General features: G+C 63.1%; 16 protein-coding genes. 8 read left to right on the forward strand and 8 right to left on the reverse strand.

Annotated elements, in window-relative coordinates:
* Positions 1-21: 21 nt before the first annotated feature.
* Together EB230_RS01770 and EB230_RS01775 are read right to left on the reverse strand one after the other, a co-directional pair.
* A complete protein-coding gene (locus tag EB230_RS01770) occupies positions 22-963 on the reverse strand; it encodes a DMT family transporter (RefSeq protein ID WP_081295048.1) in 942 nt (313 codons plus the stop codon).
* A 141-nt stretch (positions 964-1,104) separates the two neighbouring features.
* On the reverse strand, positions 1,105-1,512 hold the full coding sequence (locus EB230_RS01775) for a DUF2000 family protein (protein WP_056570333.1): 408 nt from the start codon (positions 1,510-1,512) through the stop codon (positions 1,105-1,107).
* A 6-nt stretch (positions 1,513-1,518) separates the two neighbouring features.
* Here EB230_RS01775 and EB230_RS01780 point away from each other — a divergent pair, with 6 nt between their 5' ends.
* Positions 1,519-2,436, forward strand: a complete 918-nt coding sequence (locus tag EB230_RS01780; RefSeq protein ID WP_172371134.1) for an AraC family transcriptional regulator — start codon at positions 1,519-1,521, stop codon at positions 2,434-2,436.
* Positions 2,437-2,445: 9 nt separating this feature from the next.
* On the opposite strand, the gene EB230_RS01785 is transcribed toward EB230_RS01780, so the two are convergent.
* The gene (locus tag EB230_RS01785) at positions 2,446-2,916 is read right to left on the reverse strand and encodes a MarR family winged helix-turn-helix transcriptional regulator (RefSeq protein WP_056569192.1); all 471 of its coding nucleotides are present in this window, start codon (positions 2,914-2,916) and stop codon (positions 2,446-2,448) included.
* A gap of 433 nt (positions 2,917-3,349) precedes the next feature.
* Here EB230_RS01785 and EB230_RS01790 point away from each other — a divergent pair, with 433 nt between their 5' ends.
* Together EB230_RS01790 and EB230_RS01795 are read left to right on the forward strand one after the other, a co-directional pair.
* The gene (locus EB230_RS01790; protein WP_056569189.1) at positions 3,350-4,405 is read left to right on the forward strand and encodes a GTP-binding protein; all 1,056 of its coding nucleotides are present in this window, start codon (positions 3,350-3,352) and stop codon (positions 4,403-4,405) included.
* Positions 4,406-4,786: 381 nt separating this feature from the next.
* Positions 4,787-5,761 (forward strand): WD40 repeat domain-containing protein, encoded by a 975-nt coding sequence (locus EB230_RS01795; protein ID WP_056569186.1) that lies wholly within the window; start codon positions 4,787-4,789, stop codon positions 5,759-5,761.
* A gap of 13 nt (positions 5,762-5,774) precedes the next feature.
* Here the strand turns inward: EB230_RS01795 and EB230_RS01800 are convergent, their stop codons facing one another.
* A complete protein-coding gene (locus EB230_RS01800) occupies positions 5,775-6,227 on the reverse strand; it encodes a hypothetical protein (protein ID WP_056569182.1) in 453 nt (150 codons plus the stop codon).
* 176 nt (positions 6,228-6,403) lie between these two features.
* Between EB230_RS01800 and EB230_RS01805 the strand changes: the two genes are divergently transcribed.
* The 4 genes from EB230_RS01805 to EB230_RS01820 all read left to right on the forward strand — a co-directional run bounded on the left by EB230_RS01805 (position 6,404) and on the right by EB230_RS01820 (position 11,992).
* Positions 6,404-7,786 carry an aspartate aminotransferase family protein gene (locus EB230_RS01805; RefSeq protein ID WP_172371136.1) on the forward strand — a complete coding sequence of 461 codons (1,383 nt, stop codon included), beginning with the start codon at positions 6,404-6,406 and terminating at the stop codon, positions 7,784-7,786.
* Between the two features lie 11 nt (positions 7,787-7,797).
* On the forward strand, positions 7,798-9,198 hold the full coding sequence (locus EB230_RS01810; protein WP_172371138.1) for a glutamine synthetase family protein: 1,401 nt from the start codon (positions 7,798-7,800) through the stop codon (positions 9,196-9,198).
* An 86-nt stretch (positions 9,199-9,284) separates the two neighbouring features.
* Entirely contained in the window at positions 9,285-10,520 is a 1,236-nt protein-coding gene (locus EB230_RS01815) for a putative DNA modification/repair radical SAM protein (RefSeq protein ID WP_056569176.1), read from the forward strand.
* A gap of 2 nt (positions 10,521-10,522) precedes the next feature.
* Entirely contained in the window at positions 10,523-11,992 is a 1,470-nt protein-coding gene (locus EB230_RS01820; RefSeq protein WP_056569173.1) for a UdgX family uracil-DNA binding protein, read from the forward strand.
* A gap of 362 nt (positions 11,993-12,354) precedes the next feature.
* Here EB230_RS01820 and EB230_RS01825 read toward each other — a convergent pair whose 3' ends face one another.
* The 4 genes from EB230_RS01825 to EB230_RS01840 form a co-directional block, all read right to left on the reverse strand.
* Positions 12,355-13,620 (reverse strand): glycerate kinase, encoded by a 1,266-nt coding sequence (locus tag EB230_RS01825; protein ID WP_056569170.1) that lies wholly within the window; start codon positions 13,618-13,620, stop codon positions 12,355-12,357.
* Positions 13,617-14,120: a heme-degrading domain-containing protein gene (locus tag EB230_RS01830; protein WP_056569166.1), complete on the reverse strand. Its 504-nt coding sequence runs from the start codon at positions 14,118-14,120 to the stop codon at positions 13,617-13,619. The genes EB230_RS01825 and EB230_RS01830 overlap by 4 nt, the downstream gene beginning before the upstream one ends.
* Before the next feature lie 77 nt (positions 14,121-14,197).
* Positions 14,198-15,511, reverse strand: a complete 1,314-nt coding sequence (guaD, locus tag EB230_RS01835) for a guanine deaminase (RefSeq protein ID WP_172371140.1) — start codon at positions 15,509-15,511, stop codon at positions 14,198-14,200.
* A 2-nt stretch (positions 15,512-15,513) separates the two neighbouring features.
* On the reverse strand, positions 15,514-16,731 hold the full coding sequence (locus EB230_RS01840) for a urate hydroxylase PuuD (RefSeq protein ID WP_172371142.1): 1,218 nt from the start codon (positions 16,729-16,731) through the stop codon (positions 15,514-15,516).
* Between the two features lie 236 nt (positions 16,732-16,967).
* Here EB230_RS01840 and EB230_RS01845 point away from each other — a divergent pair, with 236 nt between their 5' ends.
* The gene (locus tag EB230_RS01845) at positions 16,968-17,888 is read left to right on the forward strand and encodes a LysR family transcriptional regulator (RefSeq protein ID WP_140770174.1); all 921 of its coding nucleotides are present in this window, start codon (positions 16,968-16,970) and stop codon (positions 17,886-17,888) included.
* Positions 17,889-17,921 lie beyond the last annotated feature (33 nt).

Here is a 17,921-nt window from a genome sequence, read left to right on the forward strand (position 1 = left end):
ATGCCACCGATCGGGAGCAAATCAAAGTTTTTTTGCCAGCGCTTCCGCCTCGACATCGGAGGCCGCGCGGCTCCGCAGCCGGAGCCGGTGCTCGCGATGGACGATGTAGAGGCCGCTGGCAACGATGATGGCCGCGCCGACCAGCGTCCAGCGGTCGGGAAACTGCTTGAAGACGATCCAGCCGGAAATGATCATCCACACCATCTGCGAGTAGGGATAGGGGGCGAGCGCCGTGGTCGTCGCCAGCCGATAGGCCTGCACCAGCAGCCAGTGCCCGACGCCGCCGAACACGCCAAGCATGAGCAGGACGAACCAATGCCAGCCATCATGCGGCAGCGAGAATGAGAACGGCAGCATGGGCAAAAGCAGCACCGCCGGCGCCAGCGCCGAGAACAGGATCAGGCTTTCCGACGTCTCGGTCGCCGACATGCGGCGCGTCATGATGACATAGAAGCTGTTCGACAGCATCGAGCCGAGCGCGAAGAGATGCCCGATACCGAAGACGCCGACACCCGGCCTTGTGATGATCAGAACTCCGGCGAAGGCGGCGAGGATGGCTAGCCAGCGCCGCCAGCCTGCCCATTCGCCAAGCAGCGGGCCGGCAAGTGCGGTGATCACCATCGGCCCGAAGAAATAGATCGACGTCGTCTCGGCCAGTTGCAGGGAGCGGAGCGCCAGGATGTTGCACATGGTCGAGCCGAACAGGAACACACCGCGCAGCACATGCGCCGGCAGGTTGACCGGACGAAACCGCATGGGTTGCCGCCAGCCGCGCAGCAGTGCGCCGACCAGCACGACATGCACGGCAAAGCGCACCCAGGCGACGATCAGCGCGGAAACGCCGGCCAGGACGAGATATTTGCTTGAGGTGTCGAGGAAGGTGAAGAAGACATAGGTGGCAAGCATGCACAGGATCGCCACCGGCGGCGTCGCGCTTTCGACATATCTCTGGGAAGCACTCACTTGCAGGCCGGGGAAAAGCTGGGCTGGAACCCACCTTTGCGGGAATTGTGGCTTGCCGGCAAGCCAATTGTCGCCGGCTGCTGCGCCAAAACCGGCTGGCACAACAACAGAAGCCGGCAGGCTCAGTTCAGCCTTCCCCTGCTATGCGTGCATGCGGGCGCCCTTGGTGATCTTGTCGACGAGCTTCTTGTCGGCGCGCAGCGCGACGCCGACCACCTTGGCGTCCTCGGGCGCGAACTCGGCGAAGACGGCGCGGTTGGCGGCATCGAATCCGGTCGAAAACATCTCCTCGACATAGAGCGACGTCGTCGCGCCGCGTTCCAGCGCGCGCCGTTGGATCGCGCTTATCGTCGCCTGGTCGGCCGACAGCACGATGACCGGCTGTATCGACAGGGGGTTGTAGAGATTGCCGGCGCGGTCGCGATAGGGCTCGCCGATGATGTCGGGAAACTGCGCGACGATGCCGCTGGCCAGGAAGGCGGTGACGTTGAGTTTCTGCCAGACGGGCAGGTCTTCCCGCAGGACGATTGCAAATTTCGTATCGAACATGAGAAAATGGACCATTCGAGGTTGAGCCCCCACCGCGAGGCTGAAGGAGACGATGCGTTGGAACTAGACCGCCAAGCCTTCGAGGGTCTTGGACGTTTGTGCGCCGATGCGGCTGAGAACTGCATCATTTCCGCTTCCGACCCCGCGGGGATGGAGCGGATCGAGGCGCGGTTCCACGGCAGTGCCTTCGACCTGCATCGCCATGACACCTACGCGATCGGGGTGACGCTGCAGGGTGTGCAGACCTTTCGCTATCGCGGCGCGGCGCGGCAAAGCCTGCCCGGCCAGATCATCGTGCTGCATCCCGACGAAATGCATGATGGCGGCGCCGGCACCGAGGACGGGCTGCGCTACAGGATGCTCTATCTCGAGCCGTCGCTGATGCTGGATTGCCTTGGCGGCGCGTCCCTGCCCTTCCTCGGGGAGGCCGTCGTGAGCGACGACGCCTTCTGCGCAACGTTGCTCTCGGCACTGGGGCCGCTGCAACAGGAACTCGACGAGCTGTTTGTCGATGACTTCCTGACGCAATTGATGCAGAGCCTGGCGCGGCATGCCGGCCAGCCGGCGAAGCCGATGGCCAGGACGGCCTGGCGGGCCGCCGCACTGGCGCGAGACTATCTCACGGAGAACGTCACGCGCCCCGTGCGTTCCGGCGAACTGGAAGCCATCACCGGGCTGGACCGCTATGCCCTGTCGCGGCATTTCCGCGCCGCTTTCTCGACCAGCCCGCATCGTTTCCTGGTGATGCGCCGGCTTCAGCGCGCGCGGCGGATGATCATTGCCGGCGAACCCTTGGCGCAGATTGCCGTCGAGGCCGGCTTCACCGACCAGAGCCACTTCAACAGGCAATTCAAGAAGGCGTTCGGCATGACGCCGGGACGCTGGTCCTCGCTGATCCGGGACTCTGCCCCGGCGGCGGCCTGACCGTTTCGATCAGTCGTCCGACTCGGCGTCGTCGTCGATCAGCACCAATTCCTCATTGGAGAGGTTGGCCTCGATGCGGGCAAGCAGCTTGAACAGGGCCTTCTGATCCTTCTTGTCGAGGCCCTTCAGCGCCTGCTTTTCAGTCTTCTTCACCGACTTCTCGATGGCGCGGATGGTTTCTCGGCCGGTGTCGGTGAGAAAGATGTGCGCCTGGCGGGCATCGGCTTCCGACGCGCGTTTTTCCAGAAAACCCTGCGCCTGCAGCCGGTTGATGGTCTTGGTGATGGTCGGCGGGCGCACGCCAAGGCGACCGGCAAGATTACCCGGCGTCTGGCCATCCTCGCGGTCGAGCGCCAGCATGATCTGGTCCTGGCCGGCATAGAAGCCGTGCGCCAGAAGCCGGGCAGCCAACGCGGTTCTTGCCAGCCTCGCCGCCGAATGCAGCCGGCTCATTGTTGCAGTCTTGTCCGCCTTGGCCATGGTCATCCCTCTTCGGCCGTACCGGTGCGTGGAGCATAGACGCAGCCGGCCGGTTGGCAATCGACGATCAAAAAGATTCCGGCGCTCCAAACAGCTTTGCCGGCAAGCATTGCGGTGTCCGCCGTGGTGATGCCAGATGTTTATTTCAGTTAGATGACAAACGAGTTTCCGAAATACCGGATTCACAGCGGCCGCGTCCCAGGCACGACGTTACATTGACAGCACCTGCCAAGACGCCTCCTTTGTCGTTCCTGGCTTTCAGCATCGCCGAGCGCGGAGCTTTCCCCCAACAATAACCACATGGATACTCCCGGCCGGCCGCTTTGGCCCATTGGTTTGCCCCGTGCAAAAGCCCGGAACACACCCTATATGGGACCGACAATCCGTTTTTCACGGCCTGGATTTTCAAGGCCCGGTCATTTCGAGGCAAGTCATGAGCGACGCACAGACACAGATCCCCGTAACCGTTCTCACCGGCTATCTCGGTGCCGGCAAGACGACGCTGCTCAACCGCATCCTGTCGGAGAACCATGGCAGGCGCTACGCCGTCATCGTCAATGAATTCGGCGAAATCGGCATCGACAACGACCTGATCGTGGAATCCGACGAGGAAATCTACGAGATGAACAATGGCTGTGTCTGCTGCACGGTGCGTGGCGACCTGATCCGCGTCGTTGAAGGCCTGATGCGCCGCCCCGGCCGCTTCGACGCCATCGTGGTCGAGACCACGGGTCTCGCCGATCCGGTGCCGGTGGCACAGACCTTCTTCATGGACGACGACGTGCGCTCCAAGACCAAGCTCGACGCCGTGGTGGCGCTGGTCGACGCCAAGCATCTGCCGCTCAGGCTCAAGGATTCCAAGGAGGCCGAGGACCAGATCGCCTTTGCTGACGTCGTCGTGCTCAACAAGACCGACCTTGTCACCCCGGAAGAACTCGCCAAGGTCGAGGCGACGATCCGCGCCATCAACCCGGCGGCCAGGATCCACCGCACAACGCGCGCCGGCGTCGCCCTGTCGGAAGTGCTCGACCGCGGCGCCTTCGACCTGTCCCGGGCGCTGGAAAACGATCCGCATTTCCTCGAGGCGCATGACGACCACCATCATGACCACGACCATGACCACGATCATCATGACCATGACGGGCACGACCATCATCACCATGACCACGCGCACCCTTCCGACATCCATGACGTGACGGTGCAGTCGGTGTCGTTGCGCGGCGGCGAGATGGACCCGAAGAAATTCTTCCCATGGATCGAGAAGATCACCCAGATGGAAGGTCCGAACATCTTGCGGCTGAAAGGCATCATCGCGCTCAAGGGCGATGACGAGCGCTATGTCATCCAGGGCGTGCACATGATCATCGAAGGCGACCACCAGCGCGCCTGGAAGGATGGCGAGAAGCATGAGAGCCGGCTGGTCTTCATCGGCCGCGAACTGGACGCCGAGCGGCTGAAGAAGAGCTTTGATGCCTGCCAGGCGGCTTGAGCATTGGCCAAGGGCAGGGATGTCGAAACTCATTGACACGAGGACAGGGCATTAGCGAAGCTGCTTAGGGCGATCAAAGCGTTGCCGAATAACCGGTAGCAACAGTTCGACGCCAATGCTGGTATCCTCCAACGGCCGGTGCCGCCCCTCATCCGCCTGCCGGCACCTATTCTGCAGCGTTGGGGATTGGCGAAACCACCCGCGACAGCGTCTTTCTCCCCACACTATACGGGGAGAAATGTCCGGCAGGACAATGAGGGGGCAGCGCCATCATTGGCGATTGGAGAGAGCCTATTGTTCCGACTTCGCGACCTCATGGTTGCCGGACGTGCAAACGTCGAGTAAGCCGCCCTCTGCACTTTCATTGAAACAAAGATAGTCATGCCCACAGTCGCCCCCCTCGATCTAGAAGGCCATTGCCTCGCCGCCGTCTTCCTTGGCGACGTGCCGCATTTCGCGCTCGCCGATGGCGCCATCCATCGGCTCGACAACGGCCACAAGACGACGCAGGCCAATGACGGGTTGCTCGCCACCTTCCACGATGCGGCGAACGATCGGCTGATCACCGGCGGCGAGGACGGCAAGGTATTTTCCGTTGCCGCGGGCGGCAATGTTGGGGAATTGGCCAGCGCCGGAAAAAAGTGGATCACCAGCGTCGCCGCCGGGCCGCAGGGCGCCATCGCCTATGCCACGGGCAAGACCGCCTTCGTGCGCTTCGCCGATGGCAAGACCAGGGAATTCGCCCATCCGCGTTCGGTCGAGGGTCTGGCGTTTTCGCCCAAGGGCATGCGCTTCGGTGTCGCCCGCTACAATGGCGCGACGCTGCATTTTCCGGCCGCCGAGGGCAAGCCGGTTGAGCTCGAATGGGCCGGCGCCCACACCGGCATCACCTTCTCGCCCGATGGCGCCTTCCTCGTCACAACGATGCAGGAGAATGCCCTGCATGGCTGGAAGCTGGCCGACGGCAAGCACATGCGCATGACCGGCTATCCCGGCAAGGTCAAAAGCCTGTCATGGAGCATCAAAGGCAAATGGCTTGCGAGTTCCGGAGCACCGGCGGCGATCGTCTGGCCGTTTTCCGGCAAGGACGGGCCGATGGGCAAGGCGCCGCTGGAACTCGGCACACGCGGCAATACGATGGTGACCTGCGTCGCCTGCCATCCGACCCAGGATGTCGTGGCGATCGGTTATGACGACGGCATGGTGATCGCCGCCCGTTTCGCCGATGCCAAGGAAGTTTTGTTGCGCCGGCAAGGCAAGGGCGCCATCACCTCGATGATGTGGGACAGGGAAGAACGGCGCATCGCCTTCGGCAGTGCCGCTGGCGACTGCGGCGTCATCGACATCACGGCATAGTTCACATCGGCGGTCACTCGGCGCCGCAGGAAACCTTGCCGGTCAACTCCGTGGTCTTGCCATCCTTGTCCTTGTCGGCGGTGCTGTCATAGACGGCAAGCGTGTACTGCCCGTCATAGATGCCTTCGTCGCTGGCCTTGGTCAGGATCGTCAGTTCGACTGAATCGAAGGTGTCCGCCACCTCGTGCTCGTGGTAGATGTTCAGACGCAGCTCCTTGTCGTCCAGCCAGTACTGGGTCAGGTTGGAATCCTCGAACGCCGTCTTGCGCAGATGATCGCCAAGCGGCCTCGCCTTGATTTCGAGATCGCCGCGAAAATTGAAGGTCGGGCCGCCCATGCCCCTGGTGACGCCGGCGCCGACGTCGATTGTCACCGCCGGATCGTCGACGTTGCACCAGATGCCGCCCGAGGCGAGGGACGGGACGGCCGACGCCAGAAGCATTGCCACACAGATGATCGTCCGCATCCTTGGCCCCCATGCCAATTCCCGCTCATATTGGCGCTGACTTCGACAGCACGGTCAAGCAGCACTGCCAGACGCTGAGCCAATGCAGAACAGACACGCGGCCAATTGCGGTTGCGGATGAGGATTGGCTAAGAGGGTTGGAGATTGGCCAAGAGGAATTGGCCAGAGGGGTTTCCATGCACAGCAGCGACAGTTCAACGACGTCCATCGGTGGCATCAGCCGGGATCGCATCGCGCAATTGCGCGAAACCGAGGGCGCGGCCTTCCGCGCGGCGCGGCCGAAATCGCAAGCCAAGGTCGGCAACGGCCTGCCGGGTTTCTTCGGCGGCGTGCCGATGCACTGGATGAACGACTGGCCGACGCCGTTTCCGATCCTGGTCGACAGTGCCAGGGGCGCCACCATCACCGACATAGACGGCAACAGGCTGGACGATTTCTGCCTTGGCGATACCGGTTCGATGTTCGGCCATTCGCCGCCGCCGGTGGCGCGCGCCATCCGCCGCCAGGCCGGACGCGGCCTGACCTACATGCTGCCTTCGGAAGACGCGCTTGCCATAGGGCCGTTGCTGCAACAGCGCTTCGGCCTGCCGTTCTGGCAGATCGCGACCACCGCGACCGACGCCAACCGCTTCGCGCTGCGCGTTGCCCGCGCTGTGACTGGCCGGGAAAAAATCCTGGTCTTCAACGGCTGCTACCACGGCTCGGTCGACGAGACGATGGTGCGGCTGATCGACGGCAAGCCCGTCAACCGGCCTGGCCTCGCGGGCGAGTTCCGCGACCTGACCCGCACGGCCAAGGTCATCGAGTTCAATGATGTCGCCGCGCTGGAGGCAGCGCTCAAGGACCGGGACGTCGCCTGCGTCATCGCCGAGCCGGTGCTGACCAATTCCTGCATGGTGCTGGCCGATCCCGGCTTCCATGACGCGCTGCGCAGGCTGACGCGCGAAACTGGCACGCTGCTGTTGATCGATGAGACACACACCATCTCGACCGGTCCCGGCGGCTACACCAGGAAATACGGGCTCGACCCCGACTTTTTCGTGCTGGGCAAGCCCATCGCCGGCGGTGTGCCGGCAAGTGTGTGGGGCATGAGCGAGGAGGTCGCTTCCCGCTACGCCGACTACAACCGGACGAAAGAACCAGGCTATTCCGGCATGGGCACGACACTGTCGGCCAACCCGCTGCAATTCGCCACCATGCGCGCCACGCTCGAGGAGGTGATGACGCCGGAGAATTATGACCGCATGGATCATCTCGCCCGGCGCCTGGATGCCGGGCTGACCGGGGTGATCGACCGCTACCGCCTGCCCTGGCATGTGGCCCGTGTCGGCGCCCGCGTCGAGTTCATCTGCGCACCCGGCCCGTTGCGCAACGGCGCGGAGGCGGAAGGCGCGCACGCGCCGGAACTGGAAGCCGCCATCCATGTAGCGCTGGTCAATCGCGGCGTGCTGATCGCGCCCTTCCACAACATGATGCTGATCTCGCCGGCGACGTCAGGCGCCCAGGTGAACCGGCTGATCACCGCCTTCGGCACGGTTGCGGCAAAGCTTGCGGCATGAGACAAGCGGCCATGGACAATGCCATCGTGACCTCGCCTTCGGGCTCCTCGCCCACCGAGGCGCAAGCCTTTCTCGGCGCCCATCCCGAGATCGAAGCCTTCGATATCGTGCTGACCGACGCCAATGGCGTCGGCCGTGGCAAGATCGTGCGCCGGCATGAGCTCAAAAGCATTTTCGAGGGCGGCCGGCACATGCCGATCTCGATCCTCGGGCTCGACATCACCGGCGAGGATGTGCACGAAACCGGGCTGATCTGGACCACCGGCGACGGCGATCTCAGGGCCTGGCCGATCCCCGGCACGCTGGTTCCGCTTTATGGAACCAGCCCGCCGCGCGGCCAGGTGCTTATGGCGATGTACCACCTCGATGGCCAACCAATGTCTTCGGATCCGCGGCTGGCGCTGGCACGACAGGTCGATATCCTCGCGGCCAAGGGCCTTTATCCGGCCGGTGCCTTCGAACTCGAATTTTTTCTCCTGGCCAACGAGCGCGATGCCGACGGCAAGGTACAGCCGGCGCGTGCCGTGCTCGACGGCCGCGTCTCCGGCAAGACGGAAGTCTATTCCGTCGACCATCTGCACGGCATGGAGCCGCTGTTCTCGGACATCTATGCCGCGGCCAAGGCGCAGGGCATTCCGGCCGAGACGGTTATTTCCGAATATGCGCCCGGCCAATACGAATTGACGCTAAACTACCGCAAGGACGTGATGCGGGCGGCCGACGATCTGGTCATGCTGAAGCGGCTGGTGCGGGCGCAAGCGCGCCGCCATGGCGTCACCGCCTGTTTCATGGCCAAGCCGATCGAGAAATATGCCGGCTCGGGCATGCATTTCCATGTCTCGCTGCAGGACAAGGCCGGCCGAAACGTGTTTGCCGAGGCCGGAGGCGAGAGCTGGTCGCTACCCCTCCTGCAGGGGCTCGGCGGCCTCATCCAGACGATGGCCGAATCGATGCTGGTGTTTGCGCCGCACGCCAATTCCTGGCGGCGTTTCGTCTCGCAATCCTACGCGCCGGTGGCGCCGACCTGGGGCGTCAACAACCGCTCGGTGGCGCTGCGCGTGCCGGCTGGCGACGCCAGGAACCGGCGCATCGAGCACCGGCCGTCCGGCGTCGACGCCAATCCTTACCTGATCGCCGCAACCGTGCTCGCAGGCATCATCAAAGGTATCGACGAAGGACTCGATCCCGGTCCCGAAACGACTGGAAACGGCTATGAGGCGGCCGTCACCCGCACGACGATGCCGGCGGACTGGCGCGCGGCGATCGAAGCGGCCAAGGCCTCCAGCTTCCTGAAAGGCGCGCTCGGCGAGGACCTGCACCGCACCTTCGTTGCAATCAAGCAATCCGAATATCTGCGCGTGGCGCGCACGGTCAGCGAACTGGACTATCATCTCTACCTGCACGAGGTCTGATGGCTGAGGATCGAGCGGCGATCACTTTTTCGCCGCCTGCATCAAATGAGGTAGCCTACTGCCTCTGCAGAACATATCATGAACAAATGAGCGCACTCCCTGTTCGTGAAAAACTTGCGATCCTGTCCGACGCCGCCAAATATGACGCTTCCTGCGCCTCTTCCGGCTCGGCGAAAAAGGATTCGCTGACGTCCGGCGGCATCGGCTCCACGGAGGGGATGGGTATCTGCCATTCCTACGCGCCGGACGGGCGCTGCATTTCACTCTTGAAAATCCTGCTCACCAATTTCTGCATCTACGATTGCAGCTATTGCATCAACCGTTCGTCCTCGAATGTACGGCGCGCCCGCTTCAGCATCGACGAAGTGGTGACGCTCACCATGGATTTCTACCGGCGCAACTATATCGAGGGCCTGTTCCTGTCGTCAGGCGTCATCCGCTCGCCCGATGAGACCATGGGCGAGATGGTGGAGGTGGCGCGGCGGCTGCGGCTGGAAGAGAAATTTTCAGGCTATATCCATCTGAAAACGATTCCGGAGAGCTCGGCGGAACTGGTCGAGAAGGCCGGCCTCTATGCCGACCGGCTGTCTATCAATGTGGAGCTGCCGACCGACGAGGGCGTGAAGAGGCTGGCACCGGAAAAGAAGCCGGAAACGATCCGCCTTTCCATGGCGAAGTTGCGCCAGAAGATGGAGGAGAAAGCCGAGCCGACACTTCGGACCAAAAAGCGCGAACGCTTTGCTCCCGGGGGCCAGTCGACGCAGATGATCGTCGGCGCCGACAAGACGTCCGACGACGGCATATTGCATACCAGCGCCCGGCTCTATGGCAGTTATCATCTGCGGCGCGTCTATTATTCGGCCTTCAGTCCGATCCCGGATTCATCGTCGTCCCTGCCCTTGCAGAAGCCCCCATTGATGCGTGAGCATCGGCTTTACCAGGCCGACTGGCTGATGCGGTTCTACGGCTTCTCACAACCGGAAATCCTGGCCGGCTCCAGCGACGGCATGCTCGATCTCACCATCGATCCAAAGCTCGCCTGGGCACTGCGCAACCGGGGGCGGTTCCCAGTCGACATCAACCGCGCCGACCGCGAAGCGCTGCTGCGGGTCCCCGGTCTCGGCACCAAGGTGGTGGCGAAAATCCTGGAAACCCGGCGCCACCGGCGCATGCGGCTCGAGGATGTCGGGCGGATTTGCCAGTCGATCGCCAAGCTCAGGCCGTTCATCATCGCCGAGGGCTGGTCACCCGGAGCGCTCACCGACAAGCTGGGCTTGCGCGGCAAGATCGTGCAACCTTGCGAACAACTGGCGCTGTTTTGACCATGCGGCCGGCCGAGTTCAACCTGGCCCGGTATAGTGTGCGGCTCGACAGCGAGACTGATTTTGCCGGCTGGCGCGACGCGACACGGCGGCTGGCGTTGAACGAGGTCCGGCCCGAAGACATCAGCTGGCATGTCGTATCCAACTCGGAACAGGGCCAGACAGACTTGCCGACCGTTCCTGCGGGTACCCAGCTGGTCGTGCCACGCGACTTCATCGCGCGTGCCGAAACCGCCTTCTGCCATTCCGATCCCGGCCGGTTCGCCCTTCTTTACCGGATGCTTTGGCGATTGCGCACGGAGCCGAAGCTGCTGTCGATCGCATCGGATCCCGATACCAGGCGGCTCGAAGCCATGGAAAAGGCTGTGCGGCGCGACAGCCACAAGATGCATGCCTTCGTCCGCTTCCGGAAGATCGGCGACGGCGACGAGGAGCGCTACGTCGCCTGGTTCGAGCCCGATCATTTCATCGTCGAGCGCAACGCGGATTTCTTCGTCAGGCGCTTCACCGGCATGCGCTGGACGATCCTGACGCCCCACGCCTCGGCAGACTGGGATGGCAAAAGGCTGGCGATCGGGCCGGGCGCCGCCAAGGCCGATGCCCCGCCTCAGGACGATACCGAGGCGCTGTGGCGCACCTATTTCGAGAACATCTTCAATCCGGCACGGCTGAAGGTGAAAGCCATGCAGAAGGAGATGCCGAAGAAATATTGGCGGAACCTTCCCGAGGCCTCGCTCATTCCAGACCTGATCGCAGGAGCGGACAAGGCCGCCAAGGAGATGATTGCCAGAATGCCGACGACGCCCGCGCCGCATCACGCCAAGGTGCAGGCAAAGCATTGGCCGAAGCGTGAACCAACGCAGACGCCGGAAGATGACGACGCCAGCAGCATTTCAGGGTTGCGCGAGGCCGCGAAAGGCTGCCGCCGCTGCCCGCTCTGGCGCGACGCCACGCAGACCGTGTTCGGCGAGGGGCCTGATAAGGCCAAGGTCATCTTCGTCGGCGAACAGCCCGGCGACCAGGAGGACCTCGCCGGCAAACCTTTCGTCGGGCCGGCCGGCAAGGTGTTCGATTCGATATTGGACGATGCGGGCGTCGATCGCCAGAAAGTCTACGTCACCAATGCGGTGAAACATTTCAAATTCGAGCCACGTGGCAAGCGCCGCATCCATTCCAAGCCGAATGCCGGCGAGGTGCAGGCTTGCCGCTGGTGGATCGACAGGGAATTCGCGCTGATCAAGCCGGAGCTTGCCGTGGCGCTCGGCGCAACGGCTGCACTGTCATTGCTCGGCAAGGCGATCCCGGTGACAAAAATGCGCGGCCAGGTCATCGAACGCGAGGACGGCTTGCGGGTCTTCATCACCATCCACCCGTCCTTCATCCTGCGCATCCATGAACCAGCGGAGAAGGAGGCGGAGAGGGACCGGTTTTTGGCCGATATGAGGCAGGTGAAGCGGCTGATGGCCGCCTGAACCGGTGTTTCGTGCGGAACTTGGCGCAGCAGGCAAGTCGGATAGTGCTTGCGCTGGAGCGTCACATATCGTTGGAGGTTAGCCGAAACGTCTCCCTCCATCGTCATCCTGGGGCGAAGCAAGGAGCGAAGCGACGCGGCGCAGACCCCGGGATCCATGCCGCGACTTCAAGGCGCCGCTGCGGTGCAGAATTCTGCTGCGTTGCACCCACGACCAAGGTTATGGAATGGATCCCAGGGTCTCCGCGACGCTGCTGCGCGGCTGCTTCGCCCTAGACTAGGATGACGAAGTTGAAAAGCTTCGGCCAATCGCCAACGGTCGTCGTCAATCCAACACTGTAAGCTTCGTTTGTCGCAGTCGATTTACCGGATCAGAATCGCCCTCAAATCATTCACGTTCGTGCCGGTCGGCCCAGGCACGAACAGGTCGCCAACCGCATTGAACGCCGTCCAGGCATTGTTGCCGGCCAGCATCGCCTTGGCGTCGACACCGGTCGCGCGCATGCGCGACACGGTCGAGCCGTCGGCGAAGGCCCCGGCATTGTTTTCAGAGCCGTCGATACCGTCGGTGTCGGCTGCCAGGGCGTGAATGCCCTCCACGCCGTTGATGCCGATGGCGAAGGCGAGCAGGAATTCGGAATTGCGTCCGCCCTTTCCCTTGGCGCGCAGTGTCACCGTGGTTTCGCCGCCGGACAGGATCAGCACCGGCTTCCGGAAAGGCCGGTCGCGCGTCGCGACTTCGCGCGCGATCGCGGCATGAACTCCACCAACCTCACGCGCTTCGCCCTCGATGGCGTCGGAGAGGATGACAGCTTCGACGCCTTGACGCTTCGCTTCCACTGCCGCCGCGTCCAGCGACACGCCAGCCGAGGCGATCAAGTGAACCTCATTGCGTGAAAAGCGCCTATCGCCGGGATCCGGCGCATCGGCCGCCGGCGATTTGATATGCGCCATCACCGAGGCCGGCAGGTTAATGCCATAGGCCGATATCGACGCCAGCGCGTCTTGACGGCCGCCGGTATCCGGCACGGTCGGCCCGGAGGCGACAAGGGCCGGATTGTCGCCAGGAATGTCGGAGACAACCAGCGACACCACCTTGGCCGGCCCTGCGGCGGCGGCCAGCCGGCCGCCCTTGATGGTCGAGACATGCTTGCGGATGGTGTTCATCGCCGCGATCGGCGCCCCGGAGGCGAGCAGCGCCTCGTTGACGGCGATCTCGTCGGCCAGCGTCAGGCCCCCGGCCGGTGACGGCAGCAGCGCCGAGCCGCCGCCGGAAATCAGCGCCACGACCAGATCGTCCGCGGTCAGCCCCTGGACCTTTGCAAGCAGGCGCCGCGAGGCTTCGAGGCCGGCGGCGTCCGGCACCGGATGCGCCGCCTCGATGATCTCGATGCGCTCGCATTTGGCGCCGTAGCCGTAGCGGGTAACGACCAGCCCTTCGATCGGGCCATCCCAGACTTTCTCAAAGGCCGCCGCCATCTGCGCCGAGCCCTTGCCAGCGCCGATGACGATGGTGCGGCCTTTGGGCTTCGCCGGCAGATGGTCCCGAATGGTCCGCTCCGGATCGGCGGCGGCGACCGCGGCTTCGAAGATGGAAGTGAGAAAGGCCTTGGGATCGAACACGGTCATTCGGATTCCGAAGGCAATGCAAGCCCACGCTTGTCGATACCGAGATGGTCGCACAGCGCATCGACCACAACGCCGTGATCCTCGCGCTCCGGCAGACCGGACACCGCAATCACGCCAATGACGCCGGCGCCCTTGACGGTGATCGGAAAGCCGCCGCCAGCGAGCACATAGTCCGAGATGTCGAGGCCCTCGCCGACCTTGAAGGTGCGGTCGGGGCGCTGCTGTTCCAGCACCATTCGATAGGTGCTTCTGAGGAAACGCCTGACGACATTGATCTTGCGCCGCGCCCAGTCAGGATTGGAAGCGTTCGAACCTGGCATCGCGGCATAGAAGAGCGGCCGGTCCCACAGCCTGATTTCGACGATGATAGGTAGGTTTTCAGCGATTGCACGATCGCGGATGGCCGAGCCGATCTTGAAGGCGACGGCCTCGTCGAAGGCGGGAAAGACCAGGGTCTCTTCCTGTCGCTTGATCAGTGCGATGTCGTCAGCAACGGCCATGTCGTTCCCCTGTCAACTTCGCCGCACGCTTTGACCGATGGCTGCCGCGGGGTCAAGTAATGAACGCACTTGGCGCTCTAATTCGCCAGATCGCTCTTGGCCGCCCGCCCTGCGACATAGACCTCGCGCACGGCGCGGTCGTCGCCCAGCGTCTGCAGCAGAAACAGTTCCTGCGCCAGCGTCTGCGCCGTTTCCATCCTGAGCCGCATCGCCGGCGTCGCCTTGGCGTCGAGCACGACGATGTCGGCGTCGGTGCCTTCGTCCAGCGTGCCGATCCTGTCGGCCACCGACAGTGCCTCGGCATTGCCGCGCGTGATCTGCCAGAAGGACTGGAACGGGTTGAGCTTCTCGCCGTGCAGGGCGATCACCTTGTAGCCCTCGTCCATGGTGCGCAGCATGGAGTAGTTGGTGCCGCCGCCGACATCGGTCGCGGCGGCGATCCGGAGGGCTTTGTCACGCGTGCGGTAGCGCTGATAATCGAACAGGCCGGAACCGAGGAACAGGTTCGAGGTTGGGCAGAACACCGCCACCGAGCCACTGTCCGAAAGCGCGTCCGCCTCACGCTCCGACAGATGGATGCAGTGGCCGAACAGGCTTTTCCGGCCTAGCAGCCCGTAGTGCTCGTAGACATCGGTGTAGTCGCGCGACCAGGGGTAGAGTTCCTGGGTGAAGGCGATCTCGGCGTGGTTTTCGGACAGGTGCGTCTGCATGTGCAAGTCGGGATGCTCGCGGCAGAGCGCTCCGGCCATCTCCATCTGCTCCGGCGAGGAGGTGATCGCGAAGCGCGGCGTGATGGCATAGTGCTGGCGCCCCTTTCCGTGCCATTCCGTGATCAGCGCCTTGGTGTCGTCATAGCCGGATTGCGGCGTGTCGAGCACACCGTCGGGTGCATTGCGGTCCATCATCACCTTGCCGGCGATGTTGAGCATGTTGAGGTCATGCGACTCGGCGAAGAAGGCTTCCGCCGAGGCCTTGTGCACCGAACAATAGGCGACCACCGTCGTCGTGCCGTGGCGGACCATTTCGTCGAGGAACAGGCGCGCTATGCGACGGCCATGCTGGGCGTTGGCGAATTTCGTCTCTTCCGGGAAGGTGTAAGTGTTCAGCCAGTCGAGCAGTTCGGCGCCATAGGACGCGATGATCTGCATCTGTGGGAAATGCACATGCGTGTCGATGAAGCCCGGCAACAAAAGGTGCGGCCGGTGGTCGATTTTTTTGACCCCCTCACCGGCCTGTTTTTCGACATCCACGTAGGCCCCCGCGGCAACGATCCTGCCGTCACGGATCAAAAGCCCGCCATCTTCCTCGTAACGCCAGGCCGAATGGTCATCGATGGTCCGCGGCCAGCGCACGAAGGACAGCGTGCGGCCGCGCAGAAGTGTCGAGGTCATGCCTATTTCCCTGCGCCTTCGAACCAGGCCACCAGCAACGCCCGTTCCTTGTCTGATATCCGCGAGACATTGGCGGGCGGCATGGCGTGGCTGCGGCCGGCCTGCAGATAGATCTCGCGGGCGTGGTTGGCTATGTTGGCGTCGGTATCAAGCATCACGCCCTTGGGCGCGTGATAGATGCCTTCATAGACCGGTTCCTGAGCATGGCACATCGAGCAGCGGCCGAGCACGGTGTCGCGCACGGCCGGGAAATGCGCCGAGGCGATATAGACTTCCGCCGAAGCGGACGCCTTCGGTTCGCCGGTCAACACCTTCGGCACGGTCGACAGCCAGATGATGATGATGAACAGGACAAGGGCGCCCAGCCACGTCCAGTGCGGATTGCCGGCACGCTTGTGCACGGTGTTGAAATAATGCCGGATCAGCACGCCGATGATGAACACCAGCGAGGCGATGACCCAATTGAACTGCGTGCCGAATGCCAGCGGATAGTGGTTCGACAGCATCAGGAACAGGACGGGCAGCGTCAGATAATTGTTGTGAAGCGAACGCTGCTTGGCGATCTTGCCGTATTTCGGATCGGGCTTGCGGCCGGCGATGAGGTCGGCAACGACGATCTTCTGGTTGGGAATGATGACCATGAAGACATTGGCCGACATGATCGTGGCGGTGATGGCGCCCAGATGCAGGAAGGCGGCGCGCCCGGTGAACAGGTGGGTCAGCCCCCAGGCGATGAACACCAGCACGCAGTAGAGCACCAGCATCAGGCCGGTGTCGCTTTTGCCAAGCGGTGAGCGGCACAACAGATCATAGACCACCCAGCCGACGCCGATCGTGGCCATGGACAAAAGGATGCCGACCGGCACCGACATCGGCAGCACATTGGGATCGATCAGGAACAGATCGGCCCCGGCATAGTAGACCACGCACAGCATGGCGAAACCGGACAGCCAGGTGGCGTAGGATTCCCATTTGAACCACGTCAGATGCTCGGGCATCTCGGCCGGCGCCACCAGATACTTCTGGATGTGGTAGAAGCCGCCGCCATGCACCTGCCATTCCTCGCCGAAGGCGCCTACAGGCATGCCGGGACGCTGCCGCAGGCCGAGATCGAGCGCGACGAAATAGAAAGACGAGCCGATCCAGGCGATGCCGGTGATGACATGCAGCCACCGCACGGCGAAGCTCAGCCAGTCCCAGAAAATCGCGAAATCCATCATTGAAGTCGTCCCTGCCGATTGGGTGACTTTACGGTGTGGCGCGCAAACGGAAAGAGGCGAGGTGTACGATGACTTTCAAAAAAAAATGGAAAATACTACAGCGCCGCGCGTCCTCTTGGACGCGCAAAGGACGCTGTAGCACTTTGATCTGGCGCATGATCCTTTCCGAAAATCGATTCCGATTTTTCGGGGTCATGCGCTAGGCTGATCGCTGCAAACCGGCGAAGGTGCTCCGCATGGCCTATCTCGACAACATCGCCGTCTTCGTCCGCGTCGTCGAACTCGGCAATCTGTCGGCGGCGGGCCGCGACATGCGCATTTCGCCGGCGGTCGCCTCCAACCGCATCAAGGAGTTGGAGAAGCATCTGGGGGTGCGGCTGTTCAACCGCACGACGCGGCAATTGATGCCGACCGAGCATGGCACGGTGTTTTATGCCGGCGCCAAGCAGGTGCTGGAGGCTATCACCGAGGCCGAGGCCGCCGTCTCGGCCCTTTCCGGCCAGCCGCGCGGCACAATCCGCGTGACCGCGCCGCTTGGCCTCGGCCGGCGGCTCGTCGCCTCTGGCATTCCCGATTTCCACGATAAATATCCCGATATCGAGGTGCGGCTGAGGCTGTCGGACCACAATGTCGACATCATGAAGGAAGGCATCGATGTCGCCTTCCGGCTTGGCATCATCGAGGATTCCAGCCTTCGGATGCGCGGCATCATGGAATGCGAGCGCGTGCTGGTGGCGGCGCCGAAATATCTGGAAGCGCGCGGCGAGCCCGTGGAGCCGCAGGAACTGATCGGACGAAAGCACGACTGCCTTATGCTGCGCTATTCCGGCGCGCGCGAATATGTCTGGACCTTGCAAACGCCCACCGGGCCCCAGAAATTCGAGGTGCACGGACCTTACGACACGGATGACGGCGACGTGCTGACCGGGTGGGCGCTGTCGGGGCGCGGCATCATCAACAAGCCGCGCTTCGAGGTCGAACCGTTCATCCGCGACCGGCGGCTGAAGGTGATCCTGGCCAATACGCCACCGACGCCGGTACAGTTCGCCGCGGTCTATCCACACAAGAAGCTGCAGGACCCGAAAGTGCGGCTGCTGCTGGATTTCATGGCCGAGCGCTGCCAGCGGCTGATCAACGACATTCTTGCCGGCAAATGATGGCTGACTGGAACCCACTTGCTGGCCGGCAAG

The organism is Mesorhizobium sp. NZP2234, assembly GCF_013170765.1.
Lineage (GTDB): Bacteria > Pseudomonadota > Alphaproteobacteria > Rhizobiales > Rhizobiaceae > Mesorhizobium > Mesorhizobium loti_D.

What these genes read in the sequence shown, in the direction of transcription:
- EB230_RS01775 (WP_056570333.1), bottom strand. Translation starts at nt 1,512, where the DNA reads ATGTTCGATACGAAATTTGCAATCGTCCTGCGGGAAGACCTGCCCGTC.
- EB230_RS01780 (WP_172371134.1), top strand. Translation starts at nt 1,519, where the DNA reads ATGGACCATTCGAGGTTGAGCCCCCACCGCGAGGCTGAAGGAGACGAT.
- EB230_RS01785 (WP_056569192.1), bottom strand. Translation starts at nt 2,916, where the DNA reads ATGGCCAAGGCGGACAAGACTGCAACAATGAGCCGGCTGCATTCGGCG.
- EB230_RS01790 (WP_056569189.1), top strand. Translation starts at nt 3,350, where the DNA reads ATGAGCGACGCACAGACACAGATCCCCGTAACCGTTCTCACCGGCTAT.
- EB230_RS01795 (WP_056569186.1), top strand. Translation starts at nt 4,787, where the DNA reads ATGCCCACAGTCGCCCCCCTCGATCTAGAAGGCCATTGCCTCGCCGCC.
- EB230_RS01800 (WP_056569182.1), bottom strand. Translation starts at nt 6,227, where the DNA reads ATGCGGACGATCATCTGTGTGGCAATGCTTCTGGCGTCGGCCGTCCCG.
- EB230_RS01805 (WP_172371136.1), top strand. Translation starts at nt 6,404, where the DNA reads ATGCACAGCAGCGACAGTTCAACGACGTCCATCGGTGGCATCAGCCGG.
- EB230_RS01810 (WP_172371138.1), top strand. Translation starts at nt 7,798, where the DNA reads ATGGACAATGCCATCGTGACCTCGCCTTCGGGCTCCTCGCCCACCGAG.
- EB230_RS01815 (WP_056569176.1), top strand. Translation starts at nt 9,285, where the DNA reads ATGAGCGCACTCCCTGTTCGTGAAAAACTTGCGATCCTGTCCGACGCC.
- EB230_RS01820 (WP_056569173.1), top strand. Translation starts at nt 10,523, where the DNA reads ATGCGGCCGGCCGAGTTCAACCTGGCCCGGTATAGTGTGCGGCTCGAC.
- EB230_RS01825 (WP_056569170.1), bottom strand. Translation starts at nt 13,620, where the DNA reads ATGACCGTGTTCGATCCCAAGGCCTTTCTCACTTCCATCTTCGAAGCC.
- EB230_RS01830 (WP_056569166.1), bottom strand. Translation starts at nt 14,120, where the DNA reads ATGGCCGTTGCTGACGACATCGCACTGATCAAGCGACAGGAAGAGACC.
- guaD (WP_172371140.1), bottom strand. Translation starts at nt 15,511, where the DNA reads ATGACCTCGACACTTCTGCGCGGCCGCACGCTGTCCTTCGTGCGCTGG.
- EB230_RS01840 (WP_172371142.1), bottom strand. Translation starts at nt 16,731, where the DNA reads ATGATGGATTTCGCGATTTTCTGGGACTGGCTGAGCTTCGCCGTGCGG.
- EB230_RS01845 (WP_140770174.1), top strand. Translation starts at nt 16,968, where the DNA reads ATGGCCTATCTCGACAACATCGCCGTCTTCGTCCGCGTCGTCGAACTC.